Source organism: Flectobacillus sp. BAB-3569 (genome assembly GCF_002270355.1).
GTDB classification, from domain to species: Bacteria; Bacteroidota; Bacteroidia; order Cytophagales; family Spirosomataceae; genus Flectobacillus; species Flectobacillus roseus.
In genome coordinates this window covers 63,860-89,458 of the sequence record NZ_NJFZ01000005.1, presented here as the reverse complement: position 1 = coordinate 89,458, position 25,599 = coordinate 63,860, and the positions used below count along the sequence as shown (strand labels likewise).

The 25,599-nt window shown below is 36.4% G+C and carries 22 protein-coding genes; 14 read left to right on the top strand and 8 right to left on the bottom strand.

From position 1 onward, the window contains the following. The first annotated feature begins 11 nt into the window (after positions 1-11). On the top strand, positions 12-941 hold the full coding sequence (locus tag BWI92_RS04175) for an NAD(P)/FAD-dependent oxidoreductase (RefSeq protein WP_095160875.1): 930 nt from the start codon (positions 12-14) through the stop codon (positions 939-941). 56 nt (positions 942-997) lie between these two features. Here BWI92_RS04175 and BWI92_RS04170 read toward each other — a convergent pair whose 3' ends face one another. After that, entirely contained in the window at positions 998-2,218 is a 1,221-nt protein-coding gene (locus BWI92_RS04170; protein ID WP_095160874.1) for an NAD(P)/FAD-dependent oxidoreductase, read from the bottom strand. Positions 2,219-2,828: 610 nt separating this feature from the next. On the opposite strand from BWI92_RS04170, the gene BWI92_RS04165 reads away from it, so the two are divergent. From BWI92_RS04165 to BWI92_RS04125, 9 genes are all read left to right on the top strand, one after another. Beyond that, positions 2,829-3,611, top strand: coding sequence for an alpha/beta fold hydrolase (locus BWI92_RS04165; protein WP_095160873.1), 783 nt, complete (start codon positions 2,829-2,831; stop codon positions 3,609-3,611). 125 nt (positions 3,612-3,736) lie between these two features. After that, complete coding sequence (locus BWI92_RS04160) at positions 3,737-4,402, top strand: CBS domain-containing protein (protein WP_095160872.1); 666 nt, start codon at positions 3,737-3,739, stop codon at positions 4,400-4,402. Positions 4,403-4,602: 200 nt separating this feature from the next. Next, on the top strand, positions 4,603-5,493 hold the full coding sequence (locus tag BWI92_RS04155) for an NAD kinase (RefSeq protein ID WP_095160871.1): 891 nt from the start codon (positions 4,603-4,605) through the stop codon (positions 5,491-5,493). Positions 5,494-5,631: 138 nt separating this feature from the next. Continuing rightward, on the top strand, positions 5,632-6,678 hold the full coding sequence (locus tag BWI92_RS04150) for a DUF6089 family protein (protein ID WP_095160870.1): 1,047 nt from the start codon (positions 5,632-5,634) through the stop codon (positions 6,676-6,678). Between the two features lie 123 nt (positions 6,679-6,801). Beyond that, complete coding sequence (locus BWI92_RS04145) at positions 6,802-7,482, top strand: DUF6089 family protein (RefSeq protein WP_095160869.1); 681 nt, start codon at positions 6,802-6,804, stop codon at positions 7,480-7,482. 516 nt (positions 7,483-7,998) lie between these two features. Beyond that, positions 7,999-8,748, top strand: a complete 750-nt coding sequence (locus tag BWI92_RS04140; protein ID WP_095161165.1) for an isoprenyl transferase — start codon at positions 7,999-8,001, stop codon at positions 8,746-8,748. 83 nt (positions 8,749-8,831) lie between these two features. Further along, positions 8,832-11,441, top strand: coding sequence for an outer membrane protein assembly factor BamA (bamA, locus tag BWI92_RS04135; protein WP_095160868.1), 2,610 nt, complete (start codon positions 8,832-8,834; stop codon positions 11,439-11,441). Positions 11,442-11,750: 309 nt separating this feature from the next. After that, entirely contained in the window at positions 11,751-12,365 is a 615-nt protein-coding gene (locus BWI92_RS04130) for an OmpH family outer membrane protein (protein WP_095160867.1), read from the top strand. Between the two features lie 18 nt (positions 12,366-12,383). Continuing rightward, on the top strand, positions 12,384-12,959 hold the full coding sequence (locus BWI92_RS04125) for an OmpH family outer membrane protein (protein WP_095160866.1): 576 nt from the start codon (positions 12,384-12,386) through the stop codon (positions 12,957-12,959). A gap of 311 nt (positions 12,960-13,270) precedes the next feature. Here BWI92_RS04125 and BWI92_RS04120 read toward each other — a convergent pair whose 3' ends face one another. The 4 genes from BWI92_RS04120 to BWI92_RS04105 all read right to left on the bottom strand — a co-directional run bounded on the left by BWI92_RS04120 (position 13,271) and on the right by BWI92_RS04105 (position 16,540). After that, entirely contained in the window at positions 13,271-13,801 is a 531-nt protein-coding gene (locus BWI92_RS04120; RefSeq protein WP_095160865.1) for a GDSL-type esterase/lipase family protein, read from the bottom strand. 104 nt (positions 13,802-13,905) lie between these two features. Continuing rightward, complete coding sequence (locus BWI92_RS04115) at positions 13,906-14,460, bottom strand: isoprenylcysteine carboxylmethyltransferase family protein (RefSeq protein WP_095160864.1); 555 nt, start codon at positions 14,458-14,460, stop codon at positions 13,906-13,908. 18 nt (positions 14,461-14,478) lie between these two features. Beyond that, entirely contained in the window at positions 14,479-15,150 is a 672-nt protein-coding gene (locus BWI92_RS04110) for a lipoprotein signal peptidase (RefSeq protein ID WP_095160863.1), read from the bottom strand. A 181-nt stretch (positions 15,151-15,331) separates the two neighbouring features. After that, positions 15,332-16,540 carry a proline dehydrogenase family protein gene (locus BWI92_RS04105; RefSeq protein WP_229242032.1) on the bottom strand — a complete coding sequence of 403 codons (1,209 nt, stop codon included), beginning with the start codon at positions 16,538-16,540 and terminating at the stop codon, positions 15,332-15,334. Positions 16,541-16,910: 370 nt separating this feature from the next. On the opposite strand from BWI92_RS04105, the gene BWI92_RS04100 reads away from it, so the two are divergent. The 3 genes from BWI92_RS04100 to BWI92_RS04090 all read left to right on the top strand — a co-directional run bounded on the left by BWI92_RS04100 (position 16,911) and on the right by BWI92_RS04090 (position 20,641). Then, on the top strand, positions 16,911-18,005 hold the full coding sequence (locus BWI92_RS04100) for a chorismate mutase (RefSeq protein ID WP_095160862.1): 1,095 nt from the start codon (positions 16,911-16,913) through the stop codon (positions 18,003-18,005). 120 nt (positions 18,006-18,125) lie between these two features. Next, positions 18,126-19,376 (top strand): hypothetical protein, encoded by a 1,251-nt coding sequence (locus tag BWI92_RS04095; protein ID WP_095160861.1) that lies wholly within the window; start codon positions 18,126-18,128, stop codon positions 19,374-19,376. 137 nt (positions 19,377-19,513) lie between these two features. Next, complete coding sequence (locus BWI92_RS04090; protein WP_095160860.1) at positions 19,514-20,641, top strand: transposase; 1,128 nt, start codon at positions 19,514-19,516, stop codon at positions 20,639-20,641. Between the two features lie 205 nt (positions 20,642-20,846). Here the strand turns inward: BWI92_RS04090 and BWI92_RS04085 are convergent, their stop codons facing one another. Beyond that, a complete protein-coding gene (locus tag BWI92_RS04085) occupies positions 20,847-21,641 on the bottom strand; it encodes a T9SS type A sorting domain-containing protein (protein WP_095160859.1) in 795 nt (264 codons plus the stop codon). An 828-nt stretch (positions 21,642-22,469) separates the two neighbouring features. Here BWI92_RS04085 and BWI92_RS04080 point away from each other — a divergent pair. Beyond that, positions 22,470-23,363 carry an OmpA family protein gene (locus tag BWI92_RS04080; protein WP_095160858.1) on the top strand — a complete coding sequence of 298 codons (894 nt, stop codon included), beginning with the start codon at positions 22,470-22,472 and terminating at the stop codon, positions 23,361-23,363. 243 nt (positions 23,364-23,606) lie between these two features. Here BWI92_RS04080 and BWI92_RS04075 read toward each other — a convergent pair whose 3' ends face one another. After that, positions 23,607-24,506: an ROK family protein gene (locus tag BWI92_RS04075; protein WP_095160857.1), complete on the bottom strand. Its 900-nt coding sequence runs from the start codon at positions 24,504-24,506 to the stop codon at positions 23,607-23,609. A 117-nt stretch (positions 24,507-24,623) separates the two neighbouring features. Further along, the gene (rsgA, locus tag BWI92_RS04070; RefSeq protein ID WP_095160856.1) at positions 24,624-25,553 is read right to left on the bottom strand and encodes a ribosome small subunit-dependent GTPase A; all 930 of its coding nucleotides are present in this window, start codon (positions 25,551-25,553) and stop codon (positions 24,624-24,626) included. Positions 25,554-25,599 lie beyond the last annotated feature (46 nt).

Sequence of the window (25,599 nt, the reverse complement as noted above, 5' to 3'; positions counted from 1 at the left end):
ATTTAAAGGATATGTCAAAACAAAAAATTCTTATTATCGGAGCAGGAATTGCTGGGCTTCGTGCAGGACAAGTTCTTGCGCAAGATTCATTTGCAGTTACGATTGTAGACAAGGGAAGGGGGGTAGGCGGTAGGATGGCTACCAGAAGATTTGCAGACACCAAAGCCGATCATGGTGCACAATACTTTTCGGTTAAGTCAGCAATTTTTCAAGAATTTATTGATGATGCTGTACAAAAGCAAGTAGTCAAATCTTGGAAAGTGACCGATAGAACTCATCTTCGTTATGTCTGTCCCGATGGCATGAACGCTCTTCCAAAATTTATGGCTCAAGGACTTGATGTAAAATTGACCGAGAAAATCGTGCGAATAGCCCATGGTATAGCTTTTGCAGAATCGGGAGAGCAATATGACTTTGATCAATTGATTATTTCGGCTCCAATCCCACAGGTTTTACAGCTGTTTGAAGATTCTGATATTTTGCTGGAAGAAGAGGAAAAAAATATTTTAAATTCTATTCAATACGACCCGTGTTGGGCGGTTATGGCAAAGCTCAAGTATTCAGATAGTACGATTACAGGGGGAAGAATTTTAGAAAATAGTCCTGTCTCATGGATAGTAGATAATGCTGAAAAGGGCTTGACAGAGCATCCAACCCTAACAATTCATGCTTCAGTAGATTATTCGCAGTCACACCTTGAAGAAAATGCTGAAAAAGTTGCTTCTGAATTAATCGCTTCTGTTTCGGATATGGTGAATGTTGAGCAGATAGATACCTATCAGATACATCGTTGGAGATATGCCTTGGCATCAAAGCGAGCTAGTGGCACTTTTCTGCAATTAAAAAATTATCCCATTTATATCGGTGGCGATGCTTTTGGTATTGGTAATGTAGAAGGTGCATTTTTGTCTGGACAAGCTATAGCTCAGGCGATTTGCTAAATATCGAAATCACAAACATGAGTCATTCCGAATGACTCATGTTTGTGATTTCGATATCATGAATTGCCGATTAATTCAGCCACTTTTCTTCCCGACATCATGGCTGCATTGAGTGATGGATAGCTGGTCCAGTCACCACATTGGTACAAATTTTCAGCTATTTTAAATTGAGGATTCAATACACTACCTGCAGGGAAGGAATTCAAAGATTCTTTTATCTCATATTTCTTCAAAAACTTCCATGAATCTACCTCTGCCCCAAACCAATCTTTTAATTCTATTCTCAATTGTTTTTCCCAAGATTCATCCGAAAGAGAAGGCGCATTTTGGGTAGAAACTGATACCAACGCTTTTCCTTCAGGGGCATAATGTGGAGCTATATCGCTAGGTACGCACAAGTTATGGATTAAACCCTTTCTGTTTGGATTCAACGCCAACATAGGTTTGTCTAAAGGCGACTTAGGAGCTTCAAAATAACTACAAATAGTACTGTTGAACTGAGTAGGTAAAGGTTTACCCAACAACTGTGCAGCTTGATAACTATCAGTAGCAATCACGATTTGATTTGCCACAATATATTCACCATCAGAAAGTACCACTGTATTTCCCTGAATTTTACTCACCTTAGTATTCAAGCGAATAGTATTTGCGGGTAATTTTGACGCTATCTGTTTGGAGATTTGCTGCATCCCAGTGGCAGGAATGGTAGCTTCGCCATCATAGAATTTCCCAAAAATATATTTGAAAAAAGAAGCGGAGGTTTTCAGTTCATTTTCTAGGAAAACGCCTCCGAAGAAGGGCTTGAAAAAATCGGAAATAAACTTTTCTGAAAATCCATAAGCTTGTAAAAACGCTAATGTCGACTCCGTAGGTCTTTCCATAATTTCCTCATCAAGTCCTTGTGCTTCCCAACTAAGTCGTGCAACACGGAGTTTGTCGGCAAAAGTACCCACCGAAGAAAATAGTGAAGGTAGTAGCTCGCTAGGCTCCTTAAATGGATTAGCGAGTGTGCTAAATCCCTGCTCAGTTTTGATGAGTGCGCCAGACTTAAACTCCTTCAAATCGAGTGCTTCAAAATTTAATAATTGTTGTGCTTCGGGATATGATGTTAATAAAATTTGAAAACCTCTATCTAGTAAAAATCCATTTTCTGTATCTGTTCTTACTCGCCCTCCTATATCATCTGAGGCCTCTAAAATGCGAGTTTCAATACCCTTAGAATGTAGGTAAGAAGCGCAACTTAAACCAGCAATTCCTGCTCCTATAATGAGTACCATATACTTCGTTTTTATGTCTTTGTTTAAAATTTAAGTACGAAATAACCTATTTTGTTTAAAAAATATTAAACAAAAATTATCTCCCTGACAAAAATCTGTTTTTGAGTGTGTTTGTTAGCTGTATGACAAAATAAAGGAAAATTGTATTATTTTTATATGTCTATTTTTTTTGATTTTAAGTGTAAAATACTGAATTATTAATTTTTCATAAAATGAATAAAATCATCTATATTTGATTTGTAAATTTAAGTATTTGATTTTTAACCAATTATAGTTTTTTGATGCCTTTTTTTACGATATTTTTTGAAAAGAATTTTGAACACAGGTAGTAAAAACTAGGATTATTTTAGATATTTTTTGTTATTTTGCATAGAGATAATTCACTTCTAAAATTGAACAAAACCATTGTAAGGTTCACCCAGAAGATGATTTTATGAATATCGATGCAATGATTATTTTTTAGAAAAAAGTATAAAAGTCTATTCTTTTTATAGATTATATTCTGCTAGTTTTTATTCAGAAAATTATTGAATTTGTCCAAAAACTAATCGAACCATGAGATTGAATAATATACACTTTATTCAGTCGAAATTTCAAACCTCAAATAGTTATGAACTACCAGATTCACGAAGGAAACGGATATAAATATATTGACGAAGGACAAGGTGAAACCTTGATGTTATTGCATGGACTTTTCGGTGCATTGAGCAACTGGGAGGGAGTTATCGAAGGCTTTAAAAAAGACTATCGTGTAATTATTCCAATGATGCCAATTTACACCATGCCTATTACTAAGGCAGGCTGTGAAGGATTAACAGAATTCATTGAAGGATTTGTTAGTTGGAAAGGTCTTGATAATCTAACTCTTTTAGGCAATTCGTTGGGCGGTCATGTGGGATTGATTTTTACCTTGAGAAATCCTACAAAAGTAAAAAGATTAGTATTGACAGGTAGCTCTGGGCTATTCGAAAATGGCATGGGTGGTTCATATCCTAAGCGTGGAAGTTACGAATACATTAAAGAGCGTGTAGAATATACATTTTATGAGCCTCAAACGGCCACCAAGGAACTAATTGACGAAGTTTTTGATATTACTAATAGCGCACAGAAAGTAATTCGCATTATTGCCATCGCAAAATCGGCTCAAAGAAACAATATGGCCAAAGAAGTGGTTAATATCAAAGTGCCGACTTTGTTGGTTTGGGGACTTAATGATACCATTACTCCACCTCAGGTAGGACATGAGTTTAATCGATTGATTGAAAACTCAGAATTACACTTCATCGACAAGTGTTGCCACGCTCCAATGATGGAACGTCCTGAAGAGTTTAACAAAATATTGAGTACTTGGTTAGAAAAAACGCCCATCACACAGTTAGAATTGGCGTGTTAGCAAGCAAATATTTGACTTATCGAATTGGGAAGTTGCCATTAAATCATTAATTTTAGAAAATAGAGAACAATAAGAAGGTCATTTCTTGAGTTCTGCTATTGAGAACAACTTACCACTTTATTACAATGCTTGCAAAAGATATAATAAATCATGTTTTACCCATTCTGAAATCCAGTGACACTGTTGGAGACGCTTTGGGGTGGATGGAGGATTATAAGGTTGGGCAATTAGCAATTGTAGAAGATACCGAATACAGAGGATTGATAAGTCAAGATATACTGATAGATGCTGATGAATCATTGCCGATGGTGGCTTTGCAGCCTGAGTGTCCAGATGTTTTTGTTTTAGAAAACCAACACCTTTACGAGGTATTGGCTCAATCTCAAAAATTTGACTTAGAGGTAATTGCAGTACTTGACCACGAACATCATTTTGTGGGAACCATACTTGTAAATGAACTTCTTAATGAGCTTACTAAAAAGTTAGGTTCACAAGAACTAGGTGCTATCATCGAAATTGCCATAAGTAATCGTGACTATTCGCTTTCCGAAATCAGTCGGCTGATTGAGGCAAATGATACCAAAGTTATCAGTAGCTATTATACAAGCGGCGATGAATCGTCGAACTATAGAGATATTTTAACGCTCAAGCTTAATCGGAGAGATATATCACCAGTGGTGGCGACTCTCGAACGCTTTGAATATCATATAATTGGAGCATATGCTTTTGAGCCAATTGTAACACCTGACAAAGAGCGATTCGATATGCTGATGAGATATTTGGACTTGTAATAAAATTTTGAAAACCCATAAGAACTCACTAAATCTTATGGGTTTTATTATTTCTTGCAAAATCAAGCCTTAAATTTGCCTTTTCCAAAATGAATCTCTTCTTTTGTTTATGGGAGCAAAGAACAAAATTCAAATTCATTGAATTTTGTCGAATAGCCCATTTTGTTTGATTTTACAGTAATATAAGAATTTGTAGTAGAATGAAAATAGCCATTCATGGGCGTAATTTCAACGATTCCGTAAAGCCATTTGTACAAACAATGTTTGATACCCTCGATGCCAAAGGGGTATCGTTGCAAATCTCTGAATCGTATCATAAATTTCTCCAAGAAAAAGGAATTGTTTACAATTCAACCTCGATATATACCTCTCAAAAAGACCTAGCTGATGCCCAGTTTGTTTTTAGCTTGGGCGGCGATGGTACTTTGCTAGATGCTGTTACCCACGTAGGTGATTATGAAATACCAATTTTGGGTATCAATACGGGTCGTCTCGGTTTTTTAGCGACGATCTCACCTGATAAAATTCAAGAAAGTCTGGATGAGCTGTTCAACGAGCATTATAGTCTCGATAAACGCACACTGGTAAGCATCAGTACACAGTTGAATGGAAAACCTATTGATATATTTGATGGTTTAAATTTTGGACTCAATGAACTGGGTATCATGAAAACAGATACCTCTTCTATGATTGTGGTAAAGGCGTATCTTAATGGTGAATATCTCAATGCTTATTGGGCTGATGGCTTGATTATTGCCACTGCTACGGGTTCGACGGGTTATAATTTGAGTGTCGGAGGACCTTTGGTAATGCCAAGTTCCGATATTTTTGTAATAGCACCGATGAGTCCACACAACCTTAACGTAAGACCATTGGTAGTGACTACCGATTCAATCTTAGATTTTGAGGTAGAGAGTAGAAGTGCCAATTACCTAATTTCACTTGATGCAAGGTCGAAGGTTGTGGATGGAAATGTAAAAATCAGGATGGAAAGAGAAAAATTTAAGGCTAATTTGTTGAAATTATCCAATACCAATTTTCTCAATACGCTAAGAAGTAAATTAAATTGGGGACTTGATATCCGCAACTAAAAAGCCAACTCGATAATAAACGTTTCAAAAAATTAGTCAGCATACCAAAAGCAAAATATTAACGTTTATTAACATATATTTACCTTAATAATCGCAAATTATCACGCTGTCAAACCAGAAGTTATTCAGACCCGACTTATGAAAAAAAATATTGCACTAGTGTTTTTCTTGATGTTAGGTGTGTTTGGTTTCCATGAGAGTCATGCTCAATTCAAGTTTTCGAACTTATTCGGAAGCAAAGATCAGCCAAAGAAAAGAAAGACATTCGAGGCTTATTCGTCAGTGAGCATTGGTGTAGGATCATCACACTATTATGGAGAGCTATCGCCGTACAACCGCTTTTTACAGTCAACCATCAATGGCGTTCGCTGGAATGCCTCATTTAATTTCACCCGTCAGTTGTCTCCACAATTTGGCTTAAGATTTGGCCTGACATGGGCTCGGATTTTTGGTGATGATAATTACATGGATGGTGTTCCTGGCTTTGAGGCAAACTTTATGCGTAATCTCCATTTTCGTAATGACATCAAAGAATTCTCGATTGTTGGACAATATGATTTTGTAAGAACAGCCAAAGGTTCTGCGCGTCGTGCGGCGGTTATTCCTTATATTTTTGGGGGAGTAGCAGTATTTGCGCATGATCCAATGGCAAAACCTGACAAGACTTTATTTCCTGATCAAAGTGATTGGGTACGCCTACAACCTCTTCATACCGAAGGGCAGGGTTTACCGGGGTATGCTCAACCTTATTCTTTAATCAGCGTTTCGGCACCACTTGGAATTGGCGTTAGATATAAGCTCAACCATAATTTTGACTTAGGACTTGAAATTGGATATAGATTTACGATGACCGATTATCTTGATGACGTTGGTGGATTTTATGCAGATCCAGCAGATTTAGGCACACAGAGTGCATTGTCTGTTGCGATGGCCAATCGTACTTTAGAACGAACAGCAGCCTATTCGGGTAAAGATCGTACCAATGGTGTGATTAATTATCTAACCTCTATAGGTGTTTACAATCCAGTTTCAGGGGTTGATCCATTTACCTATTCGTCGGTACCAGGTTTTTCAGACCGTACTGATGCTCGAGGTAATAGCAAATATAAGGACTCTTACATGCTTACTTCTGTGAAGTTGATTTATTATATTCCAACTAAAATAAAGTGTCCTCCACTTCGTTAGTGATTATAAAAAATTGGTATAATTTTTACTTATAAAGGTAATTTAAAATACGCTACAAGCCTAAAAGTCAGGATTTAATGCCTGACTTTTTTGTTCCTTAGAAAACTACTTTTCCATTATTTTATGACCAACTTGAGAGTTTATGTGTTGATTTTCGCTATTGCCAGTGTATACACTACGCAATTGTGGGCTCAAAAAATTGAAATTGGCGCAGGATTAGGGGCAATGAACTACAAAGGTGATATTTCTCCAGATTTACAAATAGGCACGGCAAAGCTGGGGGGTAATTTGTTTTTTCGCTATAATCTCAAAAAAGATTTATCATTTCGAGCAAGTGCTTTGATGGGTAGTATCGCTGGCGATGACAAAAATAGTAGTGACCCATTTAATCAGCAAAGAGGAAAGAACTTTTCAACTACCATCAATGAATTGAGCTTGACGGCAGAATATAATTTTTTTAACTATCAGTATCATCGCTATCATAAAGATTGGTCTCCTTATGTTTTTGGAGGTGTTGGTTTTATGAAATTCTCACCAAGAGATAACCCCACGGCAGATTATAAACAAAATCAGATTGTTTTACCTTTTGGTGTGGGTATCAAGTACAACATTAAAGGACCTTGGGATTTGAATTTTGAGTTTGGAACAAGAAAGACCTTTACCGATTATTTGGATAATTTGGGAGGGAATGACCCCACATTACCTAAAACACAACAAAACGATTATTCTAAAGGCGATATGTATTATTATACAAGTTTGACGCTGAGTTTTAAATTCATCAAAATTTATTGTCCTCCTAATTAAGTAGTAATAGTGCACAATATATGATTTAGCACTAGACAACAGGCACAAGGCAAAGAGTTTTAGCCTGTTTTCTAGTAACTACAGATATGTTTTCCCGAATGCCAATAGCTGAAAGCCGATACCTGAAAGCCAGAAAGTTGAATGTTATTAGCCCGCTAACTTAAATTGAATTACTTCTGAGAGGAAACAACAGGTAGCTTGTTTAAGCCTCAAAATATGATATCAATAATAGCGCTCATTTAGGTAATACTAAATGGGCGCTTTTGATTTTTATGGACTAAAGATCATTTGAAGAGCCTAATATGACTTCCTGTCATTTTGAATAGGGGGTTTATTTCGTTAAATTTGCAATAATCTTAATAGATTCATGTAAATTAGAGGCTTTTAGGGCATTTTAGGATAGAATAGAGCTAGAGTTGAAAGCTTTTTGAAACCATCAAATTGGTTCAAAAACTAGCAAATGAGCGTAGAATAAGCCCTTATGAATCCAACTGTTTGTTAAAAAGTGTTAAATCAGTGAAAGAACAATTAGACCGAGACAATCTACCAAAACACATAGCCGTTATCATGGACGGAAATGGCCGTTGGGCCAAGCAAAAAGGCTTTACTGATAGAATTTTTGGACATCGTAATGCCCTTAAAGCAGTAAAAGACGTGATAGAAGGCTGTGGCGAATTAGGGGTAAAATATTTAACGCTTTACGCTTTTTCTACCGAAAACTGGAACAGACCTAAAGCGGAGGTAGATGGTTTGATGAATTTGCTTGTAAAAACGATCAAAGAAGAAGTACCAACCATGCACAAAAACAATGTGCGCTTGGATACCATCGGCGATACAAGTGCTTTGCCTGATTATTCACGTAGAGAATTGTTGTCAGCTATTGAGGATACCAAAAATAATACAGGCTTAACAGTAATTTTGGCCTTGAGTTACAGTGGTAAATGGGATATTGTTAATGCGGCTAAAAAATTAGCCCAACAAGTGAAAGAAGGTACGATTGATCTTGAAGACATTAATGAATCAGTTTTTGAGCTTTCACTTGATACTAAAGGCATCCCGAATCCAGACTTAATGATTCGCACAGGTGGCGATCACCGTATCAGTAACTTTATGCTTTGGCAACTAGCTTATGCGGAACTCTACATCTTTGAGGATCTTTTCTGGCCAGATTTCCGCCGCGAGCACCTCCATATTGCTATTGGCGATTATCAGGCAAGAGAAAGAAGATTTGGCCGAACATCCGAACAGATTACAAAAAGTATATAAAACAAAGAGCGTGTCACAGAATAGTTAGCCAAAGGTATGCTACACACAACATACCTCTAATTATGACTAACAAAAACTATACAATGAAGAAATATTCCTTTCTGTTTTGCTTAACCCTTCTTTCATTTATTACGCAAGCTCAGTTGAGATTTGGTGGTATGGGGCGTCCTGCAACTCCGGCTCAAACAGAGCTTAACTATGCTTCACCTCAAGAGTATGAAATTGCGGATATCGTGGTAGCGGGTTCTAAATTTTACGATGGCAACTCGATGATTACCCTTTCAGGTCTTCGTGTTGGCGATAAAATCAAAGTGCCTGGAGATGCTATTTCCTCGGCTATTAAGAAATTGATGGATCAAGGTATCCTTGAAGAAGTAGAGGTACAAGCTGCTAAAATTGAGGGTGATAAAATTTGGTTGGTTATTCACCTAAAAGAACGTCCACGTCTTTTCAGAATCGAATATAATGGTATCAGAAAAGGAGAACAGGAAACACTTTCTGATAAAATCAAGACCTATAAAGGGAAAATCATCACAGCTACAGTAAAGAAAAATATTGAGCTGGCGATCAAAAAGCATTACCAAGAAAAAGGGTACCTGAATATTGGGATCAAAATTGCTGAAAGAACAGATACTTTGCGTGGTAACAATGCTACCATGAAGATTTATATCAAGAAAGGTGATAAAGTGAAAATTTCAAAAATTGAGTTTGATGGTGTGTCAGAAATGAAACTTAGCACCCTAAAACGCAAATTGAAAGGTACGAAGGAGAAGAAATTTTGGAGAATATTTACGCCTTCAAAATATGTTCCAAAGAAATTTGAAGAAGATAAAGGTAAGTTGATTGAGTACTACAACAAAAAAGGGTATCGTGATGCTCAAATTTTGAAAGACTCAGTGTTTAAGGATAGTGACAAAACTGTAAAGGTGATTTTCAGAATGGAAGAAGGTCGTCAATATCACTACCGTAATATTTTCTGGGAGGGTAACTACATTTATCCTGACTCAGTATTGACTGAAATCTTAGGGGTTAAAAAAGGTGATATCTACAATACAGAAGATTTGGAAAAACGCTTGAATGGGAAGCCTCAAGAAGACGTAAGTTCAGCTTACATGGACAATGGTTATTTGTATTTCCAATGTGAGCCAGTTGAAACTGCTGTAGTTGGTGACTCAATTGATATTACATTCCGTATTACAGAAGGTAAACAAGCTACGATCAACAAAGTAATTGTAAATGGTAATACCAAAACTTCTGACCACGTAGTTATGCGTGAGATTAGAACATTGCCAGGACAAAAATTCAATAAGTCAGCGATTATTCGTACAGTACGTGAATTATCAACAATTGGATACTTCAACCCTGAAAAGATTACACCAAACCCGATTCCAAAAGCGGACGGTACGGTAGACATTGAATACAACGTAGAAGAAAAACCTTCTGATCAGATTGAATTGTCTGGTGGTTGGGGTGGTTATATCGGATTCGTAGGTACGTTGGGTGTAACTTTCAATAACTTCTCTGCCAAAAATATTGGTAACTGGGAATCTTGGAAGCCACTTCCTTCAGGTGATGGACAAAAACTATCAGTTCGTTTCCAAGCCAATGGTGTTGCTTATCAAAACTATTCATTGTCATTCACAGAACCTTGGTTAGGTGGTAAAAAGCCAAACTCATTCTCGGTGACTTTGAGCCGTAACATTTCATATCCTTACAAGATTCAGCAATACAACTATTTGTCGAATCCTTATGCTTATGGCGGTTATGGTTATGGATACGGCTATGGATACGGTACAGGATTATCATCTTCTACTTTGACAACAGCACAACAAGATAGTGCAACAAATGCACAAAATAATGCTCACTTCAACAGTACAAGTTTATCATTTAGCTTAGGAAAGCGTTTGAAATGGCCTGATGACTATTTCTCATTGAGTAACTCACTTTCGTTATCATTGATTGATATTGCAGGCTTAGGTTCAAGTTATTTTGGATACCCAGAAGGAAAATCATTATCAATTGCTTTTGTGACAAACTTGTCTCGTAATAGTATTGATAACCCAACTTTCCCTCGTTACGGATCTAGTTTCTCATTAACAGCATCCTTAACACCTCCTTATTCATTAATAAGTGGTAATGTTAATAGTACATTAATTGAATACCATAAATGGATGTTTGATGCCAGTTGGTTTACTGCAATCACAAATAAATTGGTGTTTCACATGCGAACCCACTTAGGTTTCTTGGGAAGTTACAATCCTAAAAAAGATATCTCTGTATTTGAGCGTTTTGACGTAGGTGGATCGGGCATGATGACTGGCTTTGCGATTGCTAGCCGTGACATTATTGGTTTGAGAGGTTATAAAGATCGTATCTTAGGTTCGCAAGGTACAGTACCAAATGGTGGGGTAGCTTACAATAAGTTTGTAATGGAAATGCGTTACCCAGTATCGCTTAACCCATCGGCAACCATTTTCTTATTAGCTTTTGCTGAAGGAGGTAACAACTTTGCCAACTATCAAGAATACAACCCATTCAAGTTATATAAATCTGCGGGTCTTGGTGCTCGTATCTTCATGCCAGCGTTTGGTATGATTGGTATCGATTATGGTTGGTCATTTGATAAAGTTCCTGGTGTGTCAGATTTTGGTCGCCAAGCCTTTACTTTCTCAATCGGTCAACAAATCCGATAGTTTATTGACACTTCGCAAAGGGTAATAGGAATTCTTGTTCTTATTACCCTTTGTTTCTGTAAAGGATAGAATCAATGGTTTCTGGAGGAGTTTTATTCGTAGTAATTTTAGACTTGGCAAATTCAGTATATATTTGTTAAGCATTTGTTAATCTCTGAGTTTAGAGAATTCAAGATTCAATATTACGAAGAGCCTCGTCGTTAATGTTCTACCAAATGCTAGTCAGGAACTGTAGATGCCATCTCAATTGATACATTTATAAGCACATACAGAACCTTCCTTAGTTTTAACTAAATAACCCTTATCACCGTGAATAAGCAGATTTTTTTACTAATTTTGGTTTTCTTTAGTGCTTGTATGAGTAGCTTCGGACAAAAGATTGGCTATATCGATACAGAGTATATTACTTCCAAAATGCCTGAATATCAAAAGGCACAAGAAGATATAGAAAAACTCACGACTAAATGGGTGAAGGAGATTTCTGAGAAAAATGAGGAAGTTGCCAAACTTGAAAAAGCGTATCGTGCCGAAGAAGTATTGCTTACAGAGGAAATGCGCCAGCAGAGACTCCGTACGATTACTGATAAAGATAAAGAGGTAAAAGAACTCCAAAATCGAGTATTTGGATTGAATGGAGAGCTTTTTAAGAAGAAACAAGAAATCATGCGTCCTATTTTGGACCAGATTGTGAAGGCTACAGAAAAAATCGTTAAACTAAAAAGACTTGATTTTATCTTTGATAAAGCATCTGATAGTTTGGTAATGATTTATACAAACCCTACCCATGACTATACCGATTATGTGATGGAAGAATTGGGTATCTCTGTTGAACAGTTAAAGGAAAAAGAAAAAGAAGAACAAAACAATGCCAAAGAGGAGCCAGCAGGAAACTCAAAAGCGAAAACAAACAAAAAAACTAATTAACAAATCAAAATGACAAAAATGAAGAACAAATTTTTTATCGCCTTGTTTGCTATTGTGGCATTGGCTACCTCTAACGTAAATGCACAAACAAAAATTGGTTACATTAGCTTAGATTACGTATTGAACCAATTACCAGAAGCAAAACAAGTAGAAGCTGAATTGAAAACTACGCAAACTCAATATGAAAACTTGTTGCAAGGTAAAATCAAAGATTTTCAAGCTAAATATGCTGATTACGAAAAAAATCAAGCTACAATGAATGACGTAATCAAAGCTGACAAAGAGAAAAACTTGCAAAACCTTCAAAATGAGATTGAAGAATTCCGTCAGTCATCAGCTACTTCTTTACAAAAGAAACAAGCTCAGTTGTTGCAACCATTGTTGAAAAAAATCGAAGACAATATGCACGTTGTAGCTAAAGAAAATGCTTACACGTACGTATTCAACTACGATGCAGGTCAAGGTACAACACCAATCGTGTTGCACGCTCCAGACGATGCTAACATCTCTGATTTAGTATTGAAGAAAATGGGTGTTACTCCTAAGCCAGTAACTGCAGCTCCAGCTCCAGCGCCAGCAGCTCCAAAGAAATAATCATTGATTCAATGATATGAGTTATTCTGAACTTCGGAATTAAACTTATTTTTCAATCACTCATCAAAAAAGCGGTCGAAAAACAATTTTCGACCGCTTTTTTTGATGCTAAAATATAAGGCATTGCGTCTCTACTCGTGATACATAAATTTAAAAATAATTACTCATTCTCTCAATCACAATTTTCTGAACTAGTAATATGAGCTAATTAACAGAAAAATTAATGATATATCTGTGGTATGCTTTGATAGTATCCATCTAATAAGGAGTGAAATCCAATAACCGATATACTATTAACTAATAACGTCCATTTACTCAACAGTAATTAATTCTAACAACATTTCAGCCCAAACTTGGTAAGCATTTTTTTGCAAATGAACGCCATCAGTACTGTAGGCACTCAATAAAAAACCATTTTCACTTAGTTTTGAATTTATATCGCAGAATGAGATTTTTTCTTGATTACAGAGCTTTAATAAACCTTCATTGAGCACTTTAACCTTTCGATTGATTTCTGCCTGATTTTCGGTATATATGCAGCTATTAATGATAAGTCGGATATACTGCTTCTTGGACTGCTGAATAAAAAACGCATAGTTCTCTAAGATATGATCTACAGGCACTCCCGAAAATAAATCATTGATTCCACCATTTAGGATAACAAGCTTTGTTTTCTCGGGAAACCCTTTACCAATATTCCATCTTATTTGTTGCGTAATTGCTCCTCCGTAAGCTTGATTACTAATGTCAAGCCTTCCCAACCATTTGCTCCAATTTTCTTGAGCTAGGATTGAGTCTCCAAGAATAAGAATTATGGCATTTTCTGGAAATAACTTTTGCATAAACTTATCAGAATACTTTCTTAAAAGACAAAAAAAGCTGCTACAAACAGAAGGTTGAGCAGCAAAGATATTTTGAGAGCAAGTTTCATTTTTGAGTAGACTTCCTACAATTTTGGAATTAACATAGGAACTTCCTTTTGGTATTTTTCATAAGTTTTACCAAAAATCTGAACCAACTTTTTTTCTTCAAAATATATTCCAATACGAATATAAGCAGTCAATGCCAATGCCATGGCTAGGTTGTTGGCTGTACCCGTGATGCCAAATACTCCCCAAACAATAACGAGGGTACTTAAATAAAGCGGATGCCTAACAACACTCATAATACCATCGGTAATCAACTGAGCAGGAGCTTCTGCTTGTATGCCTAAAAATGCTTTTAAATCGTATTGTTTGAATGAAATAAACAGCATATAGACTCCTAAACTAATCATCAATCCTCCAAAAATATTGTTAGCCGTGCTTGCAGGCATTAACAATTGAGAGGGTGTTGTGAGTTGAAAATACAGGATTGGAATCATCAGTACGAGCGAAAGTATCGTATAGGCCAATCTGTAGTAGGGAAAGCTGATTTTATTCTTCACTTCATTGGACGCTAAGGCAGAATGAAGCGTTCCATACACAATCCATAATATGCCAATGATAATCTCTATTTTCATATTTTTATCAATTTATAGCTATTCTTGAGAAGATACAGATTCATTTGTATCAGCAGCATTCATGTCTACATCCACAGAAGGTGCTACTGGTGCAGGTTTAGGCTCCAAAGAGGCAAAAAAAGTATTTTGCCAAATCATTATAGCCATTACACCACAGAAGATTGCTGCATCTGCAAAATTGAATATCGGCGTTGAATACCAACTTCCTCCCCAAATTGGAACCCATTCTGGAATCCATCCTTGGTAGAAGTCAAAGAAAAACATATCGATTACTTGTCCATGAAACCAAGGGGTAGGAGAGTCATACGGAGCATTGTGTAAGGCTACACCATAAAATGTACTGTCTATTACGTTTCCAATTGCTCCACCCAAAATAGCTGCAATACTCCAAAGCAAACCTTCATGAGCGTTCTTTTTAGCAAGTTTTGTTAGATAATAACCAATACCAACCATGGCAAAAACTCTGAAAAGACTCAATACAATTTTGCTATATCCTTTTGGAAGAAAGTCAAGTGTAATACCAAAGGCCATTCCTTTATTGAGTACATAGTGAAGCTTCACAAAATCGCCAATGATAGGAACTTCGTTGCCTTCATATTTCAAAAAATGATAAATAGCAAGCTTAATAATTTGGTCGATGACGATAAGTAAGAAAGTAAGCCAAAAATATTTGTATGGGGAACGAAACATTTTGTTTAGAATTTTGCCACACCCAAACTCTCACAAGTCCATGAGCTAGGTGGCAGTTAGTACATTAAATGGTTAAACAAACCTTAGGTTTGCTTTTGAATCACAAAGGTACAAAATAAAAACGCCACGATGACAAAATAGCTCGTGGCGTTTTTATTTTTATTCTTTAGTAAATCGTCAACTATCTTTTCTGACGACGTACCATTTCTTTCTTAATCAAAGTAAACTCACGGCTTGCTTGTCCCGCCACTGAAGTATTTTCAGCAGCACGACGGAACAAATAAGGCATAACAGCTTCTACTGGGCCATAAGGTACATATTTAGCAACATTGTAGCCAGCATGAGCAAGGTTATAAGAAATGTTGTCGGACATACCTAATAACTGCGCAAAATAGAAATGCTTGTCTTTGGCATCAATTCCGTTCTTTTCCATGAGTTGTGCCAAATACTTGCAGCTGTATTCGTTGTGAGTACCCACACAAATCGAAATAGCATCACGATTTGTTACAGCGTATTCAACGGCTAAATTGAAATCTTTATCCGTGTTTTCTTTAGTTTCATGAACAGGCTCACAGTAATTACCTTCATGAGCACGTTGTCTTTCTTTTTCCATGTATGCACCACGCACAAGCTTTACCCCTAACAAATAGCCGTTTTTACGAGCAGTTTCGGTCGCAGCTTTCAAGTTCTCTAGCATATCTTTACGATACATTTGGAAAGTGTTGTACACTATACATTCTTGCTTGTTAAAATGAGCCATCATGTCGTAAGTTAGCGCGTCAATAGCATCTTGAATCCAAGATTCTTCAGCATCTACAAAAATACGAACATGTAATTCAGCAGCTTTACTGCACAAATCATACATTCTTTGGTGAACTCTTTCAAATGCAGAAGATTCTTCGGCAGTCAATGGGACTTCACTTTGTACTTTTTCAAGTAATTCAGTACTACTAATGCCTGTTACTTTGAAAACTGCGAAGGGAATAGCACTATTATTCTGCGCTTTTTCAATAGTTTTGAGGATTTCTTCTTTTGTAAGCTCAAAACTAGATTCACTATCTTCTCCCTCCACGGAATAGTCCAAAATTGTGCCAATCTTAGCTTTGTCCAAATTTTCTATTGCCTTATTGCATTCTTGCAATGTTTCGCCTCCACAAAACTGTTCGAATACAGTAGATTTAATCAGTTTTTTGATAGGAAAATGAAGAAAAATGAACAGTTTGATAAAAAAAGTTCCTAACTTTACAAGCCAGTTCTGATTCATACTTGCAAAGATGAGATACATCTTCTTCAATTGTAAATCAGATTTGTCTGAAAATGCGATAGACATGTCCTCAAAGGATATTTTATCGGCCTTCATCATCGGTTGTGAAATGGATGTTTTAGTCATGTTCAAAGACGAAAAATCGACTAATATGTTGTTAGATGGTGATCAAGTTTTCAAATAATGTTTTAATTAAAAACCCGTTAGTATCACATTGTTAAGTAGTGTGTTAATTGCTTAAAATTAATTAAAACGTGCAAATATAGTATATTAGAATAATACAAAAATACATTGGGGTAGGATTTTTTTATTAATCCCTTGTTTGGTTAGAATTTGCAGTTCTTTTGGTGTTAGAACTGGAACCTATCTGGACTCAATTAGATTGTCATTCTGAAGCAAAGATACTAGTAATCTTTGAAGTTGAGTGATGCTTCGTTGATATCCTAGTGTATCGTGTAAGTTTATATTTTTTTACTTGAATTAATACTGTTTGCCAATGAACGCAAATTTAGACGTAGTGCCGATGCAGGAATGGATTAATACTGACGGCAAACCCTTAATTATTGCAGGTCCTTGTTCTGCTGAAACAGAAGAGCAAGTACTTGAAACAGCCAGCCGTATCAAAGCGGAAGGCTATGCACACATCATGCGTGCAGGTGTATGGAAGCCACGTACTCGTCCAGGTAGTTTTGAAGGCATGGGAGAACCAGCTTTACAATGGTTAGCTGAAGCAAAAAAACAAACTGGATTACCGTTAGCAATTGAGGTAGCAAATCCTGAACATATTGAGTTAGCATTGAAATATGGTGTTGATGTATTGTGGATTGGAGCAAGAACAACTGTAAACCCATTCAACGTACAAGATCTAGCTGATGCACTGAAAGGTGTTGATATTCCAGTATTAGTGAAAAACCCAGTTAACCCAGACTTAGCGCTTTGGGTTGGTGCTTTTGAACGTTTACAAGGTGCTGGTATTAAGAAAATCGGTGCAATCCACCGTGGTTTCTCTAATGCTCAGGAAACAAAATATCGTAACTCTCCAATGTGGCAAATGGCCGTTGAGATGAAACGTTTGTTCCCACAATTACCAATGATTGGTGACCCGTCGCACATGGCAGGTAAGCGTTCGTTGTTGATGGAATTGTCACAACGTATTCTTGACTTGAACTACGATGGTATGATTATCGAAACTCACCGCGATCCAGATAAAGCTTGGTCTGATGCTTCTCAGCAATTGACTCCTGAAGCTTTAGGCGAAATGTTGCGTGAGCTTGAGGTTCGTAAAGCAAACTACGGCGTTGAATTTACTGACGAATTAGCTGGCTTGCGTGCTAAAATCGATAACATCGACCGTGAGTTGATGGAAGTTTTGGCTGCTCGTATGGCAGTAGTTGAGAAATTGGGCGAATACAAACGTGATAACAGCGTTGCCGTATTGCAATTAGATCGTTGGAAACAAGTACATGCTGACCGTGCAAAACAAGCTTCTGGCTTAGGTTTGTACCCTGAATTTGTTGAAGAATTATTCAAACTTGTTCACTTGGAGTCTATCAGAAAACAAACTGAAGTTATGCACTCTTCTTTGGCATAATCTCACTCTGAGCAATAAATAAAAAAAGTGGTTGTCAAAATATGGCAACCACTTTTTTTGCATTGATTATATCGGGGAAAACCTCTATTTTGCCTCTTACACATAATACCCATATAGTCTATGAAAAAAGCCCTACTTATTCTGTTTAATTTTCTGCTTTTTAGCCATTTACTGACGGCACAAACTCCTAAAGCTGACGATAGTAACGGTGTTTTTTGGAAACCTATCGTTGAAATGGACGATAAACTTTATCCTTCCTATGTGCTTGCCAATGTCAATCGTAATTATTTGAAAGATAATGATACGCCTCAAGACAAGAAAACATATTTTGGCGATAGTGAAGGGCAATTTGGGATAGAAATTACCTATCTAAAATTGGGACCCGCCAATGTGAAATTGGTAGTTGAATGCCCCAAAATAATGGAAACAAGCTCCTTTTCGGTATACTTAAATGGTAAAAGTACGAAATATCAAATTTTTCCAGAAATAGCCTACAAATGGGATGTTCTTAGTAATATCTCACAGCCTTTTCCTGTCAATGTCAACTACTATGTGTATGTCAATGATGTATTAAAGGAAAAACAAACCAAAATTGTAACAGTCAGAAGTATCAATGATTGTCCGTATATTTTTATACATAGACAAAAAGTGATACATGATATGAATTTTATGTATGCGGCCTATGTCAATGAAAATCATCCTATTATTACGAATCAGCTTATGCCCGAAATTATGCGCACAGGAATTGTGAATAGTATCACGGGATATCAGACTAACGATAGGCTGGAGGTACTTAGACAGGTATTTGCTGTTTGGAATGTGTTGAGACAGCGAGGAGTAAAGTATAGTTCTTTAGTATCGTCCAATAATGAACCTGCCCAAAAATATCCTTTGGTAGTTCATCAATTTGTACGAAGACCAAGCGAATCACTAGCTTCTCAACAAGCTAATTGTGTAGATGGGACGGTACTATTTGCTTCTATTTTGTATAGAATGGGAATTCATCCATTGATTGTGACAACTCCCAATCATTGTTGGTTGGGGTTTTATATGAATGCCCAACATACCGATACCATGTTTTTGGAGACTACCATGATGGGCAGTCATATTTCATCTGATCAGCTTGAAACGGCAAAGGGACTTGATGTATATAGTCTCATTCTAGATCGACTGTATCCAGATTCTTACAAAACTTTTTTGCTGGCTGTAAAAGTTGGATTTTCAAATTATTCAAAAGATAAAAATAAATTTTTAGTAGACTCGAAAGTAACGTTTTTACCAGAAAATGCAGATATCGAACATTTACAATATCAGATTTTCGAAATAGAACGATACAGAAGAGAAGGGCTTTTGCCGATAATATCTAATTAACTAAAAGGAAGTTATCATTCAATAGCATGTTAGTCGTTGTAATGCACTAATAATCAGAAAGATACGGCCGGAATGTACTGCAGATTCTGATTACTGGACAAAAAGAATAAAAGCGAGAAAAAAGTTGTTATGAATGTGTGAAAACCCAACAACAACTTTTAGTCTCGCTTTTGGACAAATTTAAGACTGATTTACCGAAAAGCCAACAAACATTGTTAAAAACTTTGTTTGTTATCATCTGTAGTATTATTGTTAAGGAAAATGTTAATCTCAACAAACTTAAAAATCAAGTTGGTGTGATTGCAGATAAAAATCAAACCTTAGCCAATTCTCATTATCGTCGCTTAACTCGTTTTTTTGATGCTCTATTTTGCAAGCATCAGCTTTGGAAAATGATTCTTAAAACGGTAATACAACAATTGGTTTCGACCTTAGACAAGCGCAAGATGTCGAAGTATTTACTACTTGACGGTACATCTTGGGAGTTTGGAAAGACCAAGTTTCACTTTTTGACATTAAGTATTGTTTATCAAGGTATTATCGTTCCTATTTTCTTTATAAATTTAGCTAAAAAAGGATGTTCTGACCACTTGGAACGTAAGCGTTTACTTCTCATGGCAAACTGCTTATATCCCTTAAAAGGGATGACTTTAATAGCAGACCGAGAGTACATAGGTCGTCAATGGTTTAGTGACTTAATCGAACAATTTGAGCTTAACTTTGTCATTCGAATCTCAGAAACAGATTATAAATTAGACCTTCAAAATCAAGGTAAGTCTTATGCACAACTACTTAAGAAAGCCAGAAAAGGTAAACTTGTTGAACAAACACTCACGCTAGGAAATCAAACCTTAAGAATGATTGCTACGAGGAATCAAACACCTGAAAAACAGGATGATTCTTTAATTATTCTTATCACAAATTTGCCTCTGAAAAAACAAAAAATTCTTTCCATCTATAAACTCAGATGGCAAATTGAGTGCATGTTTAAGTGCCTCAAAAGCAATGGGTTTAATGTAGAAATGATAGCTTTCAAAGACAAGAAAAAGATTCGATTAATATTTTGCATTGTTATTGCCTGTTATGTTTTATGTGTCAGTGAGGGACTCAAAAACTTCAAAAAAATCACTGTCAGACAAAAATATGAATCTATTTTTAGAAAGGGATATAGCCTCATTTCTAAACATTGTCAACAATTGGTACTTTTTCTAGAATGGTGCCTTGAAAAATATAATACTAATAAAATTAGACCTAAACCCGCATAAAACAATTTTGTCCAGTAATCAGCTGCAGATTATTAATGTGATCTTTCCTGTTGCTTATATCTTAGTCATTATTCAGCAGTAGAGACGCAATCATTTCGTCTCTACTGCCAGAATACAATTTTTAAATTAATCACTCATTCATTCAATCGCTAAATCACTAAATTAGGGATGATTCATGTTTTTTTAGTATCTATTTTAGTAAATTTTATTCATGTCTCACTACTAGTTTTTCTACTACTGGACTACCTACATTCTGACTAACACGAACGAAATACATGCCTGAGCGAAGATTTTCTACAGAAATAGTAATATCATTTTGATTACCTGCCAAAGCTTCCTGTTGATAAACCGTTCCATCCATACCAATCACTGCTAGTTCATTAGCACGTGCTGATACTTCTGGGCTAAGGTTTACTTTTGCGTAATTGGTAGTAGGGTTTGGATATAACTGAAGACTCATAGCTCTAACACTTTCTTGAGCAACGACTTTGATATCCGCTAAAGCCATAGAGGCATTGTTAGTATGTGCTACAAATCGAATATTCTGAGTACCTCTTGGTAAATCACTAATATTGAAAGACAAATTTTGCCAAGCGCTGTTTGATTCGATAAAAAGAACATCTTTTGATGTTAAGAGTTTTCCGTATACATCATACGCTTGATAGCTAAATCCAGCGTTGTCCGATAAAGTTTTAACTTGAAGATTAACCGCATAATTACCATTATCATTATTCACACGATAGTCAAACCAAGCGCTGAAGTGATTGGCAAAGCTCTGCGGGTTTAGGACTAAAGTATTTTTTCCTAATTCGCTTCTAAATTGGGTAGATTGAGCTGGTGTAGCTTTCCAATTTAGAGCTTCTATTCGTTGGCCAACTAGATTGAATGATGTTATTAGTGAAATAATGGTGATAACTGCAGAATGTGCGATTTTTTTGGTACGATTATTGCAATAATATTCACCAAAGACGCAAATTTGTCCGATTGGAATGGCGTACATGCAGATACACCATTTCCTGTGCTTTGACGAGCAAAGCTTACCAGTAAGTTTGTCATAAGTAGGAGTGGGCAAAAATGTTTTACAGGTAATAGTTTGTTTTAAGGGCAACTATTACACTGCACAGAATAATTATTCAATGAAGACCGTGCAGGGTCACATCGACTAAGCATTCTGAAAAATTATTCCATACTCAGCTAGTGCATTCAATTTGAGTGTGCAGCCCAAAATAATGTGCTAGTTGAGTTAATTTTTTGTCCGATGTGCAGTCGAACAAAATATTGTTATGGTTTTTGTGCAGAAAACCATAATTAACAAATATATCAAAAGCGTTTGATAATGAAATAACCTTGTAATCAGTTATTTGTGAATATTTCAAAACTGAAGCCAAAATACTTAAAAATAAGTATTTTGGCTTCTTTGTTTTATGGCTGTTTAACCAATATGTCGCAAGCCGTGTATTGATAAGTTGAGAGGTATGGAAGAGTAAAAATGCACCTGTATCAATCCTTTTTTAGTTGTCAAGGGTATGGTTTAGCAAAATTTAAGGTATTTTTAATCTACCGAAAACTCATGCAAGAATCATAGCTGGTAGAAATTAAATCTTAGAAAATTATTAAAATATACTACTGTAAATGAGGTAGTTATCAGTAGATGGAGTTGAAAAGTGCAATTGCTTTTCTGTTTTTGCTGAGTTTTTCCGAAATTTGTACTTAAAATAAAAATACAATAAAAGCAGGTCAAAGATGGTTAGAAACTTAGAAAACGTTTTGTAACTTTATTCGACCTTAAAAAAGCATTGCTTTTGTACAATTAACATCAATTTTTATCATGAAAAAATTAGTTCTTTTTATTGCGCTACTACCTCTAGTATCGTCTTGCGTAAGCAAGAAAAAGTTTGCTGAGGCGCAGGCTAAGCTTGTAGAACTTGAAAAAAGCAGAGACGAAGCTCTTGCTAAAATTAAATCTGACGCTGCTGATTGCGACAAAAGAGTAGGTGACTTGCGCGCTGACTTGCAATCAAAAGACAATGATTTGAATGCAAAAACTAAACAAGTGAAGGATTTGACTGATCAAGTTGATTACTTGAAAAAGACAAACACAAACTTGTTAGATCGTTTATCTGATTTATCAGTTGTTAGTAAGTCTGGTGCTGAGAGCATTAAGAAGTCTTTGGATGCTTTGAACGATCAAAGCAAGTATATCCAAAACTTGAACTCTTCTATCCAACGCAAAGACTCTATCAACTTGGCATTGGTAATGAGCTTGAAACGTTCATTGGCTGATGTTAATGATGATGATGTAACTGTTGAAGTGAAGAAAGGTGTTGTTTACATCTCTATCTCTGACAAAATGTTGTTCCGTTCAGGTTCATCAGAAATCAACGCGAAAGCTGAAGCTGTGTTAGAGAAAGTTGCTAAAGTTGTAAACGATCATAAAGAACTTGACATCTTAGTAGAAGGCCACACTGATAGTGTACCTATCTCTACTGAATGTGTGAAAGATAACTGGGATTTGAGTGCTAAACGCGCTACTTCTGTTGTTCGTTTGTTGCAATCTAAATTTAGCGTTGCTCCTGAGCGTATGACTGCTGGTGGTCGTTCGGAATACTCTCCGAAAGAAAACAATGACAATTCTGCAGGTCGTAAGTTGAACCGTAGAACTGAAATTATCGTAACTCCTAAATTGGATCAATTCTTCCAATTGTTGACTAACGGTAAATAATCTTAGTAGCTATGTAAAAAGGGTTGGAAGTAATTCCAACCCTTTTTTGTTTTTATAAGGTAATAAGCTTAAGTAATAATGCTGAATAAGATTGAATTGTTGAGCTTTCGGCAAAATGTTTGAAACATATTTAAACTTTTAGCCTATTGCGGTAAAATTTAATTAACAATATGTCTGTTGTACACTTTGGTAGTTGTAAGTGCTTTCAAATAACAGATATACGATTAACAAATAACTTCCTGATTACAAAAGTGCCGCACCAAATACCCCAGCGCTATCGCCTAACAAGGGTTTTACGATGGGTGTTGTAATTTTTTTATCATTGAAAATATATTTCTTGATGCGCTCATATCCTTCTGTGTAAAGCAAGTCGATATTTCCTACACCACCACCAATCACAATCAAGTTAGGGTCTAATACATTGGTTAATGTAGAGATAGCACGACCAAAATATTCAAGTAGTCTTTCAATAGTAGCAGTAGCAACTGGGTCGATACCTGCCTCATGACGTTCAAGAATCTCTTTGAGTTTTAAGGGAGTTTCTGCATTATCAGCATAATACTTCTCTAATGCTGGTCCTGCAATGACCTTTTCAACACAACCTGATTTGCCACAATAACATGGTTCTCCGTTTTCTTCCAAGATATTATGACCCCATTCGCCACCAATACCATGTTGACCACCAATTACTTTACCATGAACCACTAGTCCACCGCCGACACCTGTCCCCATGATGACACCAAATACCACCTCAGCATCAGGATAGTCTTTACCAGCGCCCATTAAGGCCTCTGCAAGTGCGAAACAGTTGGCATCATTGGCAAGTTTGACAGGTATGCCCAATACTGCTTCGAGATCCTTATTCATAGGATTTCCATTCATGCAAACCGTATTACAGTTTTTCATGGTTTTTGTGGCAGGATCAAGTACTCCAGGCGTGGCAAAACCAATTTTCTGAGGTCTTTCGCCAAGTTCATCGGCTACTAAATCGACTAATTTTTTGATTTGAGAAATAATATGCTCATATCCTTTGTCTGCTTCGGTCGGAATCCTCTTACGAATCAACACATTCATATTATCGCTGCTCTCTAATACAGCACATTCGATTTTGGTTCCGCCCAAATCAATACCCCAAAGTTTCATTTTCTTAAATTTGTTAGAATAATTAGTTTAGATAGAAATTGAGTAATAGTTATTGTCAAGAGCTAAGTAGGAGTACAAACTCACAATTCAACCATATTACTTAGGTAGCTCTTTTGCTTATCTTCTGTTGTCGTCGTCGTCCATCATTGACAGATAACTCATATAGCGACTTGCCGCTATTTTGCCCTCTCCAACAGCTTCGATTACAGCACATTTGGGTTCATTGATATGCTGGCAATTATTGAATTTACATTCTCCCATAAGCGCTCTCATTTCTGGGAAGAAATGAGAAAGTTCTTCTTTTTCAATATCGATTAAGCCCAATTCTTTGATACCTGGCGTATCAATAATAAAAGAGTTATCTGCCAATTCGAACATCGTGGCAAAAGTGGTAGTATGAACTCCTTTGTTGGCAAAATTGGAAATCTCTGAGGTTTTTAAGTCCAAATGTGGAGCAATCTTATTGACTAAAGTTGATTTTCCTACACCCGAATGACCTGAAACTAAGGAAATTTTATCTTTTAATAAATCTCTAAATCCGTCTATCCCAATGTTTTCTGGTACAGACGTGAAGATACACGGATAGCCAATTTCTTCGTACATGGCTGCCATGTCGGCGAGCTCATCTTTTTCCTCCTCAGAAAGTAAATCTACTTTATTGAAAACAATTGTTACAGGAATTCTGAATGATTCTGCCGAAACTAAAAAACGGTCAATAAAGCCCTGTGACGTTCTAGGATAATTGAGCGTAGCAATGATAACCGCTTGGTCAAGATTGGCAGCCAAAATATGTCCTTGAGCAGTTTTGTGTACCGATTTACGAATGATATAATTTTCTCTTTGTTCAATTTCGTAGATAATCACCGTATTTTCAACGGTATCTTCGATAGTGAACATTACTCTGTCGCCTACAGCGAGTGGGTTTGAAGTTTGAAGTCCTTTGATTTTGAACTTCCCCTTCAAACGACCTTTCCAGACGTGCTTGTCTGAGTCGGCCATTACCTCGTACCATGAGCCAGTTGAGCGTATGACTAATCCTCTGTGCATATATTAAATCGTAAGAAAAGTAATGCATTCGAAACGTATTTCTTCT

Bases quoted from the DNA above. Each gene is read 5' to 3' on its own strand.
- BWI92_RS04175 (WP_095160875.1), top strand. From the start codon at position 12: ATGTCAAAACAAAAAATTCTTATTATCGGAGCAGGAATTGCTGGGCTT.
- BWI92_RS04170 (WP_095160874.1), bottom strand. From the start codon at position 2,218: ATGGTACTCATTATAGGAGCAGGAATTGCTGGTTTAAGTTGCGCTTCT.
- BWI92_RS04165 (WP_095160873.1), top strand. From the start codon at position 2,829: ATGAACTACCAGATTCACGAAGGAAACGGATATAAATATATTGACGAA.
- BWI92_RS04160 (WP_095160872.1), top strand. From the start codon at position 3,737: ATGCTTGCAAAAGATATAATAAATCATGTTTTACCCATTCTGAAATCC.
- BWI92_RS04155 (WP_095160871.1), top strand. From the start codon at position 4,603: ATGAAAATAGCCATTCATGGGCGTAATTTCAACGATTCCGTAAAGCCA.
- BWI92_RS04150 (WP_095160870.1), top strand. From the start codon at position 5,632: ATGAAAAAAAATATTGCACTAGTGTTTTTCTTGATGTTAGGTGTGTTT.
- BWI92_RS04145 (WP_095160869.1), top strand. From the start codon at position 6,802: ATGACCAACTTGAGAGTTTATGTGTTGATTTTCGCTATTGCCAGTGTA.
- bamA (WP_095160868.1), top strand. From the start codon at position 8,832: ATGAAGAAATATTCCTTTCTGTTTTGCTTAACCCTTCTTTCATTTATT.
- BWI92_RS04125 (WP_095160866.1), top strand. From the start codon at position 12,384: ATGAAGAACAAATTTTTTATCGCCTTGTTTGCTATTGTGGCATTGGCT.
- BWI92_RS04120 (WP_095160865.1), bottom strand. From the start codon at position 13,801: ATGCAAAAGTTATTTCCAGAAAATGCCATAATTCTTATTCTTGGAGAC.
- BWI92_RS04115 (WP_095160864.1), bottom strand. From the start codon at position 14,460: ATGAAAATAGAGATTATCATTGGCATATTATGGATTGTGTATGGAACG.
- BWI92_RS04110 (WP_095160863.1), bottom strand. From the start codon at position 15,150: ATGTTTCGTTCCCCATACAAATATTTTTGGCTTACTTTCTTACTTATC.
- BWI92_RS04105 (WP_229242032.1), bottom strand. From the start codon at position 16,540: ATGACTAAAACATCCATTTCACAACCGATGATGAAGGCCGATAAAATA.
- BWI92_RS04100 (WP_095160862.1), top strand. From the start codon at position 16,911: ATGAACGCAAATTTAGACGTAGTGCCGATGCAGGAATGGATTAATACT.
- BWI92_RS04095 (WP_095160861.1), top strand. From the start codon at position 18,126: ATGAAAAAAGCCCTACTTATTCTGTTTAATTTTCTGCTTTTTAGCCAT.
- BWI92_RS04085 (WP_095160859.1), bottom strand. From the start codon at position 21,641: ATGTACGCCATTCCAATCGGACAAATTTGCGTCTTTGGTGAATATTAT.
- BWI92_RS04080 (WP_095160858.1), top strand. From the start codon at position 22,470: ATGAAAAAATTAGTTCTTTTTATTGCGCTACTACCTCTAGTATCGTCT.
- BWI92_RS04075 (WP_095160857.1), bottom strand. From the start codon at position 24,506: ATGAAACTTTGGGGTATTGATTTGGGCGGAACCAAAATCGAATGTGCT.
- rsgA (WP_095160856.1), bottom strand. From the start codon at position 25,553: ATGCACAGAGGATTAGTCATACGCTCAACTGGCTCATGGTACGAGGTA.